This is a genomic window from Nocardia sp. NPDC059240 (assembly GCF_042753865.1).
Classification (GTDB): domain Bacteria; phylum Actinomycetota; class Actinomycetes; order Mycobacteriales; family Mycobacteriaceae; genus Nocardia.
Map to the genome: position 1 here is coordinate 21389 of NZ_JBHZAC010000024.1, position 15595 is coordinate 36983.

Below are 15595 nucleotides of genomic sequence, written 5' to 3' on the forward strand. Positions count from 1 at the left end.
TCTCGAATGAATGTAGGGAGTCCCTGCGATGATCATCCGCCCCACCAGACAGACCGCGTTGCGGCCCGCCCGCCACACCAAGACCGGGCGTGAGCCCGCCCGCCTGGCGGTGTGCCTGACGATGCGTGACCGCTGGATCCTGCGCATGTGCCACGAGCACCGGGTCCTGACCTCACCGCAGCTCGCCGCGCTCGCCTTCACCGGCCATATTGACCTGGCGCGGCATCGCTTGGCCAAGCTGCACCGCTACGGGGTGCTCGACCGGTTCCGGCCGCTGCGCTCGCGCGGCAGTGCCCCGACCCATTGGGTGCTGGCCGCAGCCGGGGCCGCGGTGCTGGCCGCCGAGGCCGGGCTCGACGTCACCGACCTGCGCTTCCGCGCCGATCGCGCTCTCGCGATCGCCCACAGCCTGCACTTGGCCCACGCCGTCGGCGTCAGCGAATGGTTCACCACCCTGACCGCCGCCGCCCTCACCGAACCCGACGCCCGGGTGGTGGCGTGGTGGTCGCAGACCCGCTGCCAGGCGCTCTGGGGTGATCTGGCCCGCCCCGACGCTTACGGCCGCTACACCCACACCGGCACCGGCCTCGACTTCTTCCTCGAATACGACCTGGGCACCATGGCCCTGGCGACGGTCGCGGCGAAACTGCTCGGCTACGGCGAGCTGGCCCGCACCACCGCCGTCATTACGCCTGTCCTGTTGTGGGTGCCCACCGGCGCGCGGGAAGCGGCCGCACGAAAAGCGTTGCACGACACCTGGACCCGGTTGCCCGACCCGACTGCGGTGCCGGTCGCGACCGCCGCCGCCGACCTACTCGACACCACCGCCGCCCACCCCGGCCCCGCCGACCGTGTGTGGCTACCGCTGCAGGCCACCGGGACCGGCCGTCTCGGGATGCACCAACTGTGTGCCGCCTGGCCACGCCGGTCGCCGGTGCCTGCGACCGTGCCGGTCCCACCCGCGAGTCGCCATGCGGTCCTGGCCCCACCGCCGCCGGTCCCGCCCGCGCCGGGAGGCCGCTGATGTGGGGCAAGGCGGTGGGCGCGGGCAGCGTGGCGGTCGTGTTCACCTCGGTCGTCATCGCCGCCGTGGTGACCACCGTCGCGGTCGTCGACCAGTCCGCCCCCGGTAGCGGTCCGGCGTCCGGTGGTGCGGCACCGAGCCCGGACGCGGTGAGCGACATTCCGCCCGCGATGCTCGCGCTCTACCAGCGCGCCTCGACGGTGTGTCCCGGGCTGGACTGGAGTGTGCTCGCCGGGATCGGCAAGGTCGAGACCGACCACGGCCGCTCCACCTTGCCCGGAGTCGGTTCCGGGGAGAACTTCGCCGGAGCCGCCGGACCCATGCAGTTCCTGGCCCCGACCTTCGACTCGGTCGCCTCACGGCATCGCATGCCGGCCGACGGGGCGAGCCCGCCCTCGCGCTACGACCCCGCCGACGCGGTCTATGCCGCGGCTTACTACCTGTGTGACTCCGGCGCACCCGCCGACCTGCACGCCGCGATCTTCACCTACAACCACGCCGACTGGTACGTCGCAGAAGTCCTGGACCAGGCCAGCCGCTACCGCGCCCAAACCCCCACCGGTGGAGGCGATTGCGGCCCGATCACCGGCCGCGACCGTGCTTCGGTGATTCTCGCGTTCGCGTGCGCGCAGCTCGGGCAACCCTATGTGTGGGGCGGTGACGGACCGCAGGTCAACGGCGGCTGGGACTGCTCGGGGCTCACCAAAGCCGCCTACGCCGCTGCCGCAATCACCCTGCCCCGCACCGCCCAAGCTCAATACGAGGCCGGACCACCCGTCAGCGAAGACCAACTACGGCCCGGCGACCTCGTGTTCTACGGCACCGCCGACAACATCCACCACGTCGGCCTCTACCTCGGCAACCAGAAAATGCTCAACGCCCCGACATTCGATGTGCCGGTACGGATTCAAGACTATCGCTATCCCGGAGACGACTACTTCGGCGCAACCCGCCCCTCTCCGGTCAACCAGGACTTGGCGCAATGAGCACGTAGTCGCGGACCGGCAATCACAGCAGCGAAGTTGCATCCGCCCCGGAGAATCCACTCACCCCGCGCACTACGCGCGTCGAGTTCGATTCTCGATCCTTCTCACCACCAAAACTATTTCCGAGAGGTGCACCCCGATGACGAAGAAGAACCCGAAAACGGTCAGCGCGCTCGCGGACTCCAGTTACCTGGCACCGGGCGCTCGAATGTTCGCCCCGCGCTTCGAAGAAGTCGAGATCCCCTTAGCCGCAGCGGATTCCTGCACCCACGAGGACACGATCTGCGCCGACTGCGCCGACCAATGGCGGCTCGATCACCTGTTCTGCGAACGGCTGCCCTGGGAACACCGCCACCGCGAGTGACCCTCCCATGTGAGCATCGCGACCTTCTCGCCGCCGGAAAGCTCACCGCCCGAACATGACTGGAATTCCCGCACCGACCTCACCGTGGCGATCATCTCCACCGGCGACATCATGCTGCCGACAAACGCATCTTCGATAACCCGTCGGCCGCCGTCAGCGCGATGACCACCCCGTAAAACCCCGCCACTGACCCGAATTCGGCCACACGGCCGGAATTTCCCCCACCGTTTCCCCGATAGCCGCACCCCCGCCGCCGGGGAAATGGCAGCGGGAATTCCCCGGTCACGGTATTCCGCAATGCCGTACAACCGTCTTGTTTCGAATTCCGCTTGACATCACCGCCGGTACGGAGCGTCCATGGATGTGTCACCCCGCGCACCCCGGCAGCGCACCGGGCGGGGTGATGCGTCCCGGCCGGGACATGACACCCGCAATTTCGCTTGTCCCCAACAATTCTCGAAAAGGGGTTTGTCATGTCCACGAACACCGCCGCCACGCCCGCGACCGACACCGCCCGCAGCGGCGTCGAAGACGCCCTGTGGGCCGCGCTGGCCGCCAATCCCGGCTCCAACGCCACCGAGCTGGCCGACGCCACACCGTCGGTCAGCGCCTCCCGCGCCCGCAAGATCCTCGGCACCTGGGCGGGGCAGGGCCTCATCACCCGCGACACCGCCAACGAGGACCCCCGCTCCGGCCACCGATGGACCATCCCCGAGACCACCGCCCCCGAGCCCGAAACCGACTCCCCGGCTACCGAATCCGACACCCCCGACACCGACACCGACGGCGCTGCGGCGACCGATGCCGCGCCGGTCGCCGACACCCCGCCACCCGCCAGCGATCCCGAAACCGACACCGAGATCGAGGAGGACGCCGCTGCGGGCGAGGCCGAGCCCGAGCCGACCCCGACGCAACCGGTGACCGGTGCCGAGCCCGCAGCGACGGAGGCCGCGCCCGCGACGGGGTTGTGCCCGACCTGCGGGCGCAAGATGCCCAAATCGCCTGGCTCGCAATCGGGGGTGCTCCGCGGGCTGGTCGAGGACTACCTGCGCGATCACCCCGGCCAGGAGTTCACCCCCGGCCAGATCGCCAAGGCCCTGCAGCGGTCCTCCGGCGCGGTCTACAACGCCCTGTTCTCCCTCGTCGGCAAGTTCGTCGCCCAGGAAACCTGCGAGAGCCCCCACCGTTTCCAGCTCCACCCCGACCAAGCCCGCCAGCAAGAGCAGGAACAGCAGAACTAACAGCGCACGGCCGTGTGCCCCGGTGGCCCGGAACCGATTCCGGGCCACCGGGGCACACGCATGCCGCGACCCGGTCGCACGCCCGACCCGCACTCGGTCCGCGCGGGTCGGGACCCCGACTTGCTTCTCGGTGAAAGTCGCGATGTCGAAAACACCTCCGGAACAAGCCCTTTCCGCGCGTGGGACAAATCCGCCCCGCAACACGGAACCTGCTTCGATCCCCGGAGGAAACCATGCCCAGCCACTGCGTCCCCCCGCACCGCCGCCCCACCGCCCCGCGCCGCCCACGGCGGGCACCGGCCCGCCTGACCGCCACCATCACCGCCACGGCCATCGTGGCCGCCACCATCACGGCGGCAACCGTCACCGTGGCCGCCGCCGCGCCACCCGCCGCCGGGTGCGCACCGGTCACGGCGGTGCTGGTGCCCGGTACCGGCGAAACCACCACCGCCGCCGATCCCGGCGCACCGGCCGGGCTGCTGAGCGCGGTCGGCAACCCGCTGCTCGCCCGCTACGGCACCGACATCGACGTGCGCTACCTGCCCTATCCCGCCGCCACCGCCCCCTACGCCGACTCCGAATCCGCGGGCGTGCAAGCGCTCTCGGGCGTGCTGGGTGGCTTGTGCTCCCAGACGAGGGTCGTGCTGGCCGGCTATTCCCAAGGTGCCGATGTCGCAGGCGATGTCGCCTCCACGATCGGCACCGGCTCGGGCAGTATCGCCGCCGCGAGGGTGGCGGCGGTGGCGCTGATCTCCGACCCCCACCGCGACCCGGCCACCACGCCACTCGGGGACACCGGCGTCGGTGGGCAAGGCATCGCCGGGCCGCGCACGCAGGGGTTCGGGGCCGTCACCGACCGTGTGCGCACCGTCTGCGCCTCCGGGGACTTGTATTGCTCGACCTCGGAACAGACTTCCCCGGCCTGGACCGCCCTCGGGAAAGCGTTCACCGGCACCAACACCGACAGTGGCACGCCCGCGGTGAGCACCACCTCGGACGGCTCGAACATCGATGCCGCGACCATCGCCCATCAGGTCGTGGCCGTGGCAGGCGGACTCGCACAGTTCGCGGCCGGTCTGCCGACCTTGCTGGACGATCTCGCGGCGCTGCCCGGAGCTGTCCTGGCCGGCAATATCCCCGAGTCGCATCGCCTCGCCGGGGAGATCAACACCGCGTTCAGTCCGCTGGTCGGCCTGGCCGACCAGGCCGACCTCGACCTGGTGGCTCGCGCGCTGGAGCTGGCCTCGCCGATGGACACCTCCGGCACCACCGCCATCGCAGCGCAAATCGTCAGGATCCTGGCACGCACCGACCTTCATCGAGTCGCCACCGACCTCGGCACCGCCCAGGAGATCGCCTGGCAGGCCGCCGAGAAACTCGCCTCCGGCGACGTGCTCGGCGCGGGCCTGGCATTGGTGGGCGGGGTCCCGGTGGCCGCCGACCTCGCCGCGGTCGCCGCAACAGCACTCACTGGCACCACCACCGGCTCCGGCGGCGGCTCGTTGGCGGGAGCATTGACCAATGACCCCGCCACCGCCAGCACGCTCGGTGATCTAGCCCGCCAGGGCAGCGACGCGGCCCGCTTCTACACCTCCGGCGTGCACCAGACCGGCTACAACACCGAACTGCCGGGCGTCGTGGATTGGATCGCCACCGAGATCGGGGCAATGAAATGAGCGGAATTTCATCGGATTCGGTATTCGATACTCGGTAGTACGAGACGAATGCCGACGTCAGATGGCGTCAGGTCACGCCGCGCCGAGGTTCGTGAGTGAATCCCGCTGCAGCTCTTGCCTTCTCCGGCCTCCGGTTCAACAATGTTGCATTAAACGCAACGGAGGCGACGATGGGGCGAGAAGCGGGTCTGCCCGGCGCGGCGCGACTGGCGCAGGGTGTCCTGCATCTCGACCCTGCTACGGCGGTATTCGAGGGCATGTTGAAGCGCTGGGCGTGCCAGCAGCGCACACGATTCCTGAACTCGGACATCACATTCAAGCCGCAGCACCCGCGGCTTGACCGTCCGCGCCACCATGGTCGCGGGCACCCTCCCACTGCCCCGAAGCACGAACGGGCACCCATGGCACCTTGCAAGCAAACGCCATGATTCTGTCGAGTTTCTCATGGTACTTATCCGATTAGGACTGGGCGGCTAGGGAGACTTCGGAGGGGGATGGGGTGGACCAGACGTTACGGCCGGGCGAGATCTTCGCCGGCTACCGAGTGGTCGAAGAGATCGGAAGTGGCGGCCACGGCGTCGTCTACCGTGCACGAAATCGCGAGTACAAGCCCGCGTTCGTCGCGCTGAAGGTACTGAACGAGGCAGCCAGCAAGGACCCCGAACTACGCCGCCGCTTCACCCGCGAGGCCAAAATCTTGGCGGACCTGAACCACCCGAACATCGTAAGAATCTTCGACTCGGGTGACGAAGGTGGCCGACTATGGATTGCCATGGAGTACATCGTCGGTTCCGATGCAACCAAGGCTCTCAAAACGACGGCAGCGATCCCTCCCAACGAAGCTGCGCGGATCATCACCGCCATAGGATCGGCGCTAGATCACGCCCACGACATCATGGTCCTGCATCGGGATGTGAAGCCTTCCAACATCCTGCTCGAGAGCGTCCGCCCCTACCGCACGATGCTCAGCGACTTCGGCATTGCGAGGAACATGGCGAGCGAAACAACAGCCACCATCGGAACCGTTGCGACCTTCCAGTACATCGCGCCTGAACGGCTCGATCCAGGTGCGAATGTCGACCAACGCGCCGACGTCTACTCGCTTGGGTGCACCCTCTACCACCTTTTGACTGGCCACCCACCATTTCCCGGAGGAGACGCTGTCCAACTGGGGCTTGCACATCTCAACGCCTCGATCCCAATACCGACCAGCGCGAACCCGAGCTTGCCGAAGGCATTCGATGATGTGATCGTCAACGCGCTTGCAAAAAGCCCGCACGCTCGCTACGAGAGCTGCGGTGCACTTGCGCGAGCGGCCAACCGTGCGGCGCGACCGAAACGAGTCGACCCTTATCTTGCTCATCAGCTTCTGAAGAGCAACGTTCAGGCTTGGGAGGTGCAGTCGGCACTCGACGTGGGCCGAATTGAGTATCTGGAGCGCAATCTTCACAGGGAAATACGCAAGATTCGTCAAGCGGCACTGATCTTCGCAGGCGCGCTGATCATCGGGGGCATCGACCTCTTCACCTGGGGCTTATGGCCAGCCGGAGAGTTAAGATCAGTGCCCCCAGTGGCAGTAGCCGTAACGGCGGGCATCATGTTCCTAACGTCCCTCAATGAAGCATTCGAGGCCACCCCGAGCGCACGGCGAATGAGCCGAGAGTTAAAGGGCCTTCGGGAGCGTGACTACGGCCCCTAGATCAGATCAAGCCTTGTGTCATCGCACTGCCCGGACTTGGTGGGCACCGCCGCTCTTCCATCGCGGATCGCAGCGACCGGGACACTGCGTAGCCCAGAACCTTTGGTGGCGACAAGCTCACAGGGAATAACACACGGCCGGTATGTCGTTCCTGCGCCAGTACGGTAGGTCGGGACCGCCCGCCGCTGCGTGCGGGGTCGTGGCCAGACTAGTCCGTCGACCTACACTCTGGCGCGGATCGTGGAGCGACCGCACGGGCGCTCTCGTCAATGACCAAGTGCGACAAGAACTACCGTTGATTCTGTATGCAAATCCAGTGGTAATACTTCGTTTTGTGCGACGTTGTCGGCGTGGCGACGACCGATTCCAGCTACGGTCACCTTCAACAAGTCCAATAACCTTGTCGCCGTGGATGTCAGCCATCGGCACATTCGAGGAGCAGTGGTAGCGATGTCGTCACCCAACCCCGACATCCGGACAAGAGACGGCCTGGCATATCTCTGCGGGAACCTCGCCGAGATCCGACAGACTCTCGATGACGACGGAACCAATCCCTCAACACCCCTCGAACGACTGCGGTCTGCGATTCACGGACAGCGCGACAACGAAATCTTGCCTCTGCTCGACACCGTGCACACGGCGCTGCAATTTGCAGGCGATGCACTGGGCGTATACGGACATCACGGTTACCATTCCCGCGGCCCGACTGGCCTGGACGTGGCCGGCAGCGGTGGCCCGCTGGAGATCACCTACCGCTGCCCGATCAAACGTTGCTCCGGTCGAGAGCGAAACGAAGTCAGCGAATCCTCCCCCCACTGCGTCTTGGCTGACCGAAAACTTGAGCGCGACCGGCGGCCTTGACATGAACGGCCTATGGAGTGAACTCGGCAAAAAACTGGCCGAGCGGTGGCTTTCGCTTCTGGTACTGCCCGGTGTCCTATATCTGGCGGTCGTCGCCGTCGGGATCACCCTCAAGCACTCCCACGCCCTCGACATTGGCGAACTGCGGGAGCAAATTGCCGCGGCTGCCTCCAACCCCGCCGTGACCAGCACCAGCGGGCAGGTCCTGGTGCTGACCTCCCTGCTCATCTGCGCTGCGGCAGTCGGGCTCGGCGCTGAGGCTATCGGCACATTCATCGAACGAATTACGCTGGCCGCTCGATGGCAGCAGTTGCCACCACCATTCCGTCACGCGGTCGCAGGATGGGTCTCGTGGCGCCAAAAACGTTGGGACACGGCGCATCGGACCTACCATCTCGAACGTCGACGGTTCGACGCCGCAGCTGCGGCCAACCTAGCCGCCGAACCGAGCCCAAAACCGATACACAAAGCGGCTCGCACGCGCGTGCGAATCTCACTTGAGCGTCCTGAACGTCCCACATGGAGCGGCGATCGGATCCAAGCCGCTGTTTTACGCCTCGATCGCGACTACCAGATCGACCTCAACACAGTCTGGCCGCATCTCTGGCTGGCCCTGCCAGATCCAGTTCGCGACCAGGTCAATCAAGCGCGGGCTGCCATGTCCCGGTCTGCAACACTCGAAGCCTGGGCACTGATGTACCTCCCCTTGTCGATCTGGTGGTGGCCAGCCGGACCACTCTCTTTTGTCCTCGCCATCACCGCCAGCCGTCGCTTCCACACGTCGACAGACACCTACGCACAACTCCTCGAAGCCACAATGCGCCTGCATGCAACCACACTCGCCGAGCAACTCGACATCGTTCATGCCGGCCCGCTCGACACGACCCTTGGCCACGCCCTCACCTACCATCTCAATGCTTCACAACCGCCACCGCCCGCCACGCTGTGACCCAGCGATTTCTGAAGTCGGCCACACTTCCCGCGCTGGGCAGGCCCGACACGACTCAGGCAGCTAGCTCTGGCTTGAGCTGTGGCGTAACGCTTGCCCGCCTTTGCGGGGCCGCCCTCAATCGCCGATCCGTCATCGCACGGCCGAATCGCTTGTAACTGAACAATCCATCCAGTCCGCCCGAACACCAGGGTCCTTAGGGAGAAGGCTTCTACTGACGTCGGACAGCGAGGAGACTACGGGGACAGACGTTTCCGCGAGGGAACGGCATCCGTCGCCATGAAGAACTCTGGATCTGGCTAGCGAAGGAAGTAGACGCCGATGACTGGTCCACCTGGCCTCAATCCCTCGATGGATCCCGACATTCCCTCAGCTACGCCCCCCTCGGGCGAAGGAGTAAGAGAGCGGAACCGAGCGCTTGCTTTGGTTAAGGCGCGATTGAAGCGGGTCGCGGAGACACAGGCGGCTGACGCCGTTACCGAGTCCGGCGCAGTCGAAGATGCCAATCAGTTATGGGAACTCAAGATTGACCCGCCAGGCGGAGTAGATGTCGCCGCCTTGCACGTACTGGGCTGGTTCCATTGGTACCGCTATGTCGGCAGCGAGGACCAGACCACCACAGCACAGGACGACAAGATCAAGGCAGTGAAGCGATTCACTCTCTGCCTCTTCTTTGGGCCATCGATGCCCCTCCCAAAGCCCTTGCTACCACTACTCGCTGACTGCGCCGCAGATGTTGCAACCCTGGCAGCACAACCGCAGTCGGTTGACCACAGCAGTTGGACCGATCTCAAGGCGCAAGCGTGGGGTCGTATCGTCGCAGCGACGGCTGACGACCACCCCAGCCGGGCAAAGCACCTTAACCAGCTCGGGCAAGCTCTGCACGCCCGATTTCGATCCAGTCATTCCTCCGCCGACCTCGACGAAGCAATCACAACATGCCGACGTGCCGTCGAGGCGATCCGTACTGGACAGCTCGTGCGAGCCCCCTATCTACACAGTCTCGGGGAAGCTCTCCTGTCCCGATTCCAACTTGCCGGGTCAATCGCCGATCTGAATGAAGCAATCGCGGTCTGCCAACAAGAATTGCCCTCGGGCGTGAACTCCGAGACTGGCGAGCACTTTCACACATTGAGCGAAGCACTGCTTGCTCGATTCAGCTCCACTCAGACCCGTGCCGACCTGGACGATGCAATCATCGCCTGCAGCAGCGCGGTTGAAGCGACGGCCGTCGGGCAATTCACACGGGCCTTGTACCTGCACAGGTTCGGGCAAGCTCTGCTGACACGTTTCCGATCAACCCAATCTATCGCCGACCTGGATCAAGCAATCACGCTGACCCGCCAATCGGTAGCCGAAGCGTGGATCGAGGATCCGTACCGTAGTCAATACCTCTTCACCGTATCCGCTGCACTGTCAACACGATTCACGCATGCCGGTTCGATCGCTGATCTGAACATCGCTATTGACGCAAATGTGCAGGCGTTCGAGGCCACCCCTAAAAACTATTCCGGCAGAGCAGCACGGTTGGCCGACCACTCAGTGTTGCTGCGATCTCGCTATTCTCGCCTGGGGAAGACGGCCGATCTGACTGCAGCGATCATGGTAGCGCGACAGGCAGTCGCCACCATGACGGCGGACTCCAAGGACCGCGTAAAATGCTTATGCACCTTCGGTACCGCCGTCTATTTCCTATTCCAACGCAATGGCTCGACCTCGGACCTCGCTAAGTCCATCGGCTTGTTCCGGCAGGCCCTCGCCGCTACTTCTGATAGCTACCCAGAGCGGGAGGTGCCCCTAACGCAGCTGGCACATGCGATGCAAGCTCGCTTCAATCAAACCGGTTCCGTTCCCGACTTAGATGAAGCCATCGAGTTGTATCGACACGCGATCGCCGCTGCCCATGATAGCCACCCGCATGAAGGAGTCTTGCTGGCCCACCTTGCATCGGCACTACGTAACCGCTTCGTACGTATACAATCCGACGTCGACCTGGACGAAGCAATCAGCGTCGCAAGAGAAGCAGTTGCGGATACTCGAACAGATTCACCCTGTCGAAATGTTGTTCTAACCAGTCTCGGCACTGCTCTATGGACGAGGTTCAGACGAGATGGATCATCGGATGATCTGGATGAGGCGATCATAGTAGCTCGGGAAGCGGTTGCCGTGACTACGACCAATCATCCTGGGAGAGCCCACTACCTAAACAATCTAGTGACTCCGCTAACGGCAAGATTCAACCATGGCGGAGCCGTTGCGGACCTGGACGAAGCGATCGAGGCCGGCCGGGAGGCGGTTGCAGGGACCCCTGATCGACATCCAGATCTTCTGCGATACCTGTCCAACCTCGGAGACACGCTCGCATCTCGACTCGAACGATTCGGATCCACCGCGGATCTCGACGAGGCCGTTGCCGTTTACACCAGAGCATTCAACACCGACACGGCAGCACCTTCCGCCAGAATCATGACAGCCGAACACGCAGCGAAACTGCTTGGCGCCGACAAGGGTTGGGTAGCAAGCATTCTTGCGGAAGCGGTACGTCTGCTTCCCGAGACTGCATCCCGCGAGTTGACCCGCCCAGACCAGCAATATGCGCTTCGCCGGTTTGCTGGACTGGCGAGTAGCGCGGTCGCCGCGACTCTAGCTGCTCATGAGAACCAAGGTGCCATCCCCGATGATGTGGCCATCTCAGCACTGCAGCTTTTGGAACAAGGTCGGGCCGTACTGCTCAGCCAGACTCTGGAAACCCGTACCGACCTAACTGATCTGAGCTCTCGACACCCGCGCCTCGCTAAGCGATTCACTGACTTACGAGACCGGCTTGACGAACCTTGGACCACTCAGGCCCCACACTCCCTTACCGCACCAGATGCGACCGGCGGCGCCCCGATAGAGTTCGAACTAGGTGACCGGCACAGTCTTGCCTCCGAATTCAATTCTCTCCTATCAAAGATTCGCCTACTCAAAGGTTTCAACTCCTTCTTGCAGCCGCCTTCAATTGACGAGATGAAAGCACAAGCCTCCCAAGGGCCGATCGTCATCGTAAATGTTAGCGAAACTCGAAGCGATGCTCTCATCCTGCGACTTGACGGTGTCAAATCGCTACCACTACCCCGTCTTGAATTGACACTACTCAAAGACAAGATTGAAATCTTCTACCGCTTCCTGGCAATTACAATCAGCCACTCCGCAACGTCGCCGGAACGCAAAGCCGCCCAGACCGAATTGCACGAAGTGCTCGAATGGCTGTGGGATACTACAGCTGAACCAGTTCTGTCCGAGCTCGGATTTGTCACAACCCCGGCAACTGACAACCTATGGCCGCGCATGTGGTGGTCGCCAGGAGGACTACTTGGACTTCTGCCCATCCACGCCGCTGGTTATCACCGCACCGACCAACTCGGTTTCGGGGAACATCGGACAGTACTAGATCGCGCCATTTGTTCGTATACTCCGACGGTGCGAGCCCTACGCCATGCTCGCGAACGTACGACATCGGACACCACTGTCAGTGCCCTGGTCGTGGCAATGCCGCGAACACCTGGTGCAAACGATCTCGACCAAGTCACCACCGAAGCCGCAAAGGTTGCTGCCCAACTCCCCGGGGCCAGAGTCTACGACGACGGACTTACAACTACGACCACAATTCTAGCCAAGTTACCCAAGTACGCGATAGTACACTTTGCCTGTCATGGAACCAGTGATCCAGCTGATCCTTCACACAATCGCCTTCTGTTCCACGACCATGAGGTGAACCCGTTCACCGTTGCCCGCATGGCACCGATCAGGTTAGACCGAGCCCGACTCGCATACCTGTCGGCATGTGAGACAGCCTTTACCGGGACCCGAATCCTACTCGACGAGTCGATTCACCTCGCTTCAGCATTCCAAATGGCCGGATTTCCACACGTGATTGGCACCTTTTGGCCGATCAGCGACAATCTATCTGTCGACATCGCGGAAGACTTCTACCATCGCCTTCGTAACAAAGACGGCTCGCTCGAATTAGACAAGGCCGCCTACGCACTGCATCACACAATTCGCGCTGTTCGGGACAAACTCCCCGCCCTGCCTTCGATCTGGGCACCCTACATGCACTCAGGTAGCGAATCGGCATTAGGCGCTTCCGTCAGTTCAACAAACAATCCAGCTCACCTCGCATCGCCCCTATACCTCCGTTATCCACAGACCGGCTATGACATCTACCCGCCCACCGTGCTCGATTTGCTCACCAACCATATCGACCACAACAAATCGACCACAACAAGTAGGCGGAATTGCATCTGATCCGGTATTCGACACTCGATGATACGAGTCGAATACCGAGGTCAGAGGACATCCAGTGTTGCCGGCACCGTCAGTCCCAGGCCGTGCCCGGCCCGATCGCGTAGCGCGGGGGCCGCAGCGCCCACGCCTGCCCGTCTGGGGGTACACGACGCACCCGGCTGGTACCGGGCGGACCGTACGGGGCGGCGGCCCGGTTCACCGGCGGCGTGCGGCCCCGGGAAGGCCCCTGGCGGCGGCGCGACCGGCAACGAACGGCCAGGGTGATGTCGACCGCCCCGCACCGCCGGGCGACGGTGGACAGACGCGAATACGGTGCTGCGGGCATGACATTCGCTGTCACGCCCGCAACACCGTACTCGGTTGGGGGCCGGGGTGATCCGGTAGGGACCGTGCCGGCGCTTACATGCCGATCTCGGGTTCGTGTCCGGCAGGCAGGGCGTCGAGGAGTGCACCACTCACGCCGCCGTTGCGGATTTCCAAGCCTTCGGCGGCCCCGCCGACCACGGTGCGGACCGCACCGAAACTGTAGGCGGCCAGCTCGTCCTCGGTCAGCAAAGCCAGGGTGGGGGTGCGCATGCTGCCGAACACGTGCACCACCGGGTACAAGCCCTCGGTGTTGCGTTGATAGATGGCGTAGTGGTTGCGGGTGACGAGGTTGCGGGCCTCGTAGATCGCGGGCGGGTTCATCATCGGAGCCTCCTGGGATTTGATGGAATCGAAACGGCGAGAACACAACTCGGCGGCCCGGGGCGAGATCATCGGCCCGGGGTGCCGCTAGATCGTCGGCGCGGGCACCGGCCGGTCGCCGGTGGTGGGGTAGCGCCAGCGGTAGCCGTCGGCGGTGGCGCGCACAGTGACCGGGCCGCTACACAGGGGCACGGCGGGGCCGTCGTAGGCGCGCAGCACCGCGTCGGCGGGCATGGCGTTGAACCGGTCGGCGGCCCGGCAACACCCGCCGTCGGCGGGGCTGGCCTGGCACTGACAGGCGCGGGCGCTGCCACACCGGCCGCACACGCGGCGGCACTGGCTGGCACCCTGGGCCAGGCAGGTGAACGACACCGCCAGCCCTGCCTCGTCGACGGTGACCTCGACCGCGTGATGGTTTGGCGCGCAGACGAACTCGCCGGGGTCGGCGTAGAGGCGGGTGCGGTCGGCGAACACGACGGTGAAGCCCTCGAGATAGTCGGCTCGGTCGGAGTCGTAGTGCGGGCGGATGGCGGTGATGAGCTCTTCGCCGAACAGGTCTCCGACCCGCAACGCGTCGGCGGCCACCCGGGTGCCGATCTCGTATCGAGTCATGACGTGAACCTCCTGGGTATTCGGATGGGTGTGATCGAAAGGCGGTGTGGCTATTCGGGTTCGGTGGCGGTGTCGGGCAGCAGGCCCACCGCGACCACGAGCTCGCCGAAATCGGCCAGCGACCGGACCCCGGTGTCGAGGTCGCGCAACTCGACCGGGCGCGGGCTGTCGGCGGGGATACGTCCGAACCCGATCTCGGTGGCGACCTCCTGCAAGTGCGCGGCCAGCGTGAGCGCGTGCTGGCGGGCAGCGCGGCGGCGGTCGCGCAAGGTCCGGGTGGCCGTATCGCGTTGCGCGACAACGAAGGCCGCCATGCGTGCGTCGTAGTCGTCGCTGGGGGTGGCGGGGGTGAGGTACCAGGGCGGCACCAGCCAGCGGGTGAACCGCCCGGCCCATTCCACGACACACGCCGCGATCCCGTCCTCGCTGTAGACGCACACCACCCGCCCGGCCAACGCCGGGTTCGTGCAATAGGTCACCGCGTCCCCGGCCCGGATCGGGCACGCCACACCGAAATCGGGGGCGTCGAATTCGAGGCGGACGGAGGTGCCCGGGGCCGTGCCGGGTGTCTCGATGTCAGTCATTTCGCTTGCCTCCCAATCGGTTTACGGTCACCCGCCCGGACGGGCAGGTGGTGTCGGGGCGTGGGTGCCTACGTCGTGTGCACCCGCACCGGTGGCGGTCAGGGGTGTGTGGGGCGGGTGTCGGCGGCGCGGTCGCGAAGGTCGCGCGCGTGGCGGTGGGCGGCGGCCAGGGCGGCGGTGGTGGGCGCGTCGGCGTGCACGCGTCCGAACGGGGCCACGTGCCCGCCGGGGCGGGGCAGCAGGCGGTTCTCGATGTAGGCGGGCCGGGGCTGGCCGGTGTCGTCGCGCCCGGTGGGCACGATCACCACGTACCGGTGCTCGGCCGTGTTCACGACAATCCGCGCCCCGCCGTCGCAGTCGTGCCAATCGCGCGGCGGGGCCGCCGCTGCCAGCGTGAACACCCGCGCCGCGAGCGCGCTGTCGTGATCGGTGGGGGCGGCGCGGTTGCCCGGTGCCGGTGGTGTCGTCATGTCGGTTGCCTCGATTCGGTTGTGCCGGTGTGGGTTTGGTGGAGTCGGGTGGGGCGCGCCCGGGGGCGCGCCCCCCGGGGTCTGTCTCTTATAAACAACAGACGCAGCCCACCACAACAGCAGAGTAGATAAACGTGGTCGCCGTAAAAATA

The 15595-nt window shown here is 64.9% G+C and carries 14 protein-coding genes; 9 read left to right on the forward strand and 5 right to left on the reverse strand.

What is annotated here, in order from left to right:
- Window positions 1-28 precede the first annotated feature (28 nt).
- The 9 genes from ACFXHA_RS45460 to ACFXHA_RS45500 all read left to right on the forward strand — a co-directional run bounded on the left by ACFXHA_RS45460 (window position 29) and on the right by ACFXHA_RS45500 (window position 13090).
- Window positions 29-1024 carry a replication-relaxation family protein gene (locus ACFXHA_RS45460; RefSeq protein ID WP_379367699.1) on the forward strand — a complete coding sequence of 332 codons (996 nt, stop codon included), beginning with the start codon at window positions 29-31 and terminating at the stop codon, window positions 1022-1024.
- Complete coding sequence (locus ACFXHA_RS45465; protein WP_379367701.1) at window positions 1024-2010, forward strand: NlpC/P60 family protein; 987 nt, start codon at window positions 1024-1026, stop codon at window positions 2008-2010. The genes ACFXHA_RS45460 and ACFXHA_RS45465 overlap by 1 nt, the downstream gene beginning before the upstream one ends.
- 139 nt (window positions 2011-2149) lie before the next feature.
- Entirely contained in the window at window positions 2150-2374 is a 225-nt protein-coding gene (locus tag ACFXHA_RS45470) for a hypothetical protein (RefSeq protein WP_379367703.1), read from the forward strand.
- A 473-nt stretch (window positions 2375-2847) separates the two neighbouring features.
- Entirely contained in the window at window positions 2848-3615 is a 768-nt protein-coding gene (locus ACFXHA_RS45475) for a hypothetical protein (protein ID WP_379367705.1), read from the forward strand.
- 233 nt (window positions 3616-3848) lie between these two features.
- Window positions 3849-5291 carry a cutinase family protein gene (locus ACFXHA_RS45480; protein ID WP_379367706.1) on the forward strand — a complete coding sequence of 481 codons (1443 nt, stop codon included), beginning with the start codon at window positions 3849-3851 and terminating at the stop codon, window positions 5289-5291.
- Window positions 5292-5790: 499 nt separating this feature from the next.
- Window positions 5791-6990 carry a serine/threonine-protein kinase gene (locus tag ACFXHA_RS45485; protein WP_379367708.1) on the forward strand — a complete coding sequence of 400 codons (1200 nt, stop codon included), beginning with the start codon at window positions 5791-5793 and terminating at the stop codon, window positions 6988-6990.
- 408 nt (window positions 6991-7398) lie between these two features.
- Window positions 7399-7851 carry a hypothetical protein gene (locus tag ACFXHA_RS45490; RefSeq protein ID WP_379367710.1) on the forward strand — a complete coding sequence of 151 codons (453 nt, stop codon included), beginning with the start codon at window positions 7399-7401 and terminating at the stop codon, window positions 7849-7851.
- Window positions 7829-8800 (forward strand): hypothetical protein, encoded by a 972-nt coding sequence (locus tag ACFXHA_RS45495; RefSeq protein ID WP_379367711.1) that lies wholly within the window; start codon window positions 7829-7831, stop codon window positions 8798-8800. The genes ACFXHA_RS45490 and ACFXHA_RS45495 overlap by 23 nt, the downstream gene beginning before the upstream one ends.
- 351 nt (window positions 8801-9151) lie before the next feature.
- A complete protein-coding gene (locus ACFXHA_RS45500; protein WP_379367713.1) occupies window positions 9152-13090 on the forward strand; it encodes a CHAT domain-containing protein in 3939 nt (1312 codons plus the stop codon).
- Between the two features lie 70 nt (window positions 13091-13160).
- Here the strand turns inward: ACFXHA_RS45500 and ACFXHA_RS45505 are convergent, their stop codons facing one another.
- The 5 genes from ACFXHA_RS45505 to ACFXHA_RS45525 all read right to left on the reverse strand — a co-directional run bounded on the left by ACFXHA_RS45505 (window position 13161) and on the right by ACFXHA_RS45525 (window position 15443).
- Complete coding sequence (locus ACFXHA_RS45505) at window positions 13161-13430, reverse strand: hypothetical protein (protein WP_379367715.1); 270 nt, start codon at window positions 13428-13430, stop codon at window positions 13161-13163.
- Between the two features lie 59 nt (window positions 13431-13489).
- The gene (locus tag ACFXHA_RS45510) at window positions 13490-13780 is read right to left on the reverse strand and encodes a hypothetical protein (protein WP_379367717.1); all 291 of its coding nucleotides are present in this window, start codon (window positions 13778-13780) and stop codon (window positions 13490-13492) included.
- Between the two features lie 84 nt (window positions 13781-13864).
- On the reverse strand, window positions 13865-14389 hold the full coding sequence (locus ACFXHA_RS45515) for a hypothetical protein (RefSeq protein ID WP_379367718.1): 525 nt from the start codon (window positions 14387-14389) through the stop codon (window positions 13865-13867).
- A gap of 50 nt (window positions 14390-14439) precedes the next feature.
- Window positions 14440-14973: a hypothetical protein gene (locus tag ACFXHA_RS45520; RefSeq protein ID WP_379367720.1), complete on the reverse strand. Its 534-nt coding sequence runs from the start codon at window positions 14971-14973 to the stop codon at window positions 14440-14442.
- Window positions 14974-15071: 98 nt separating this feature from the next.
- A complete protein-coding gene (locus ACFXHA_RS45525) occupies window positions 15072-15443 on the reverse strand; it encodes a hypothetical protein (RefSeq protein ID WP_379367722.1) in 372 nt (123 codons plus the stop codon).
- Window positions 15444-15595: the final 152 nt, after the last annotated feature.

Bases quoted from the DNA above. Each gene is read 5' to 3' on its own strand.
- ACFXHA_RS45525 (WP_379367722.1), bottom strand. From the start codon at position 15,443: ATGACGACACCACCGGCACCGGGCAACCGCGCCGCCCCCACCGATCAC.
- ACFXHA_RS45510 (WP_379367717.1), bottom strand. From the start codon at position 13,780: ATGATGAACCCGCCCGCGATCTACGAGGCCCGCAACCTCGTCACCCGC.
- ACFXHA_RS45475 (WP_379367705.1), top strand. From the start codon at position 2,848: ATGTCCACGAACACCGCCGCCACGCCCGCGACCGACACCGCCCGCAGC.
- ACFXHA_RS45470 (WP_379367703.1), top strand. From the start codon at position 2,150: ATGACGAAGAAGAACCCGAAAACGGTCAGCGCGCTCGCGGACTCCAGT.
- ACFXHA_RS45480 (WP_379367706.1), top strand. From the start codon at position 3,849: ATGCCCAGCCACTGCGTCCCCCCGCACCGCCGCCCCACCGCCCCGCGC.
- ACFXHA_RS45460 (WP_379367699.1), top strand. From the start codon at position 29: ATGATCATCCGCCCCACCAGACAGACCGCGTTGCGGCCCGCCCGCCAC.
- ACFXHA_RS45465 (WP_379367701.1), top strand. From the start codon at position 1,024: ATGTGGGGCAAGGCGGTGGGCGCGGGCAGCGTGGCGGTCGTGTTCACC.
- ACFXHA_RS45500 (WP_379367713.1), top strand. From the start codon at position 9,152: ATGGATCCCGACATTCCCTCAGCTACGCCCCCCTCGGGCGAAGGAGTA.
- ACFXHA_RS45520 (WP_379367720.1), bottom strand. From the start codon at position 14,973: ATGACTGACATCGAGACACCCGGCACGGCCCCGGGCACCTCCGTCCGC.
- ACFXHA_RS45515 (WP_379367718.1), bottom strand. From the start codon at position 14,389: ATGACTCGATACGAGATCGGCACCCGGGTGGCCGCCGACGCGTTGCGG.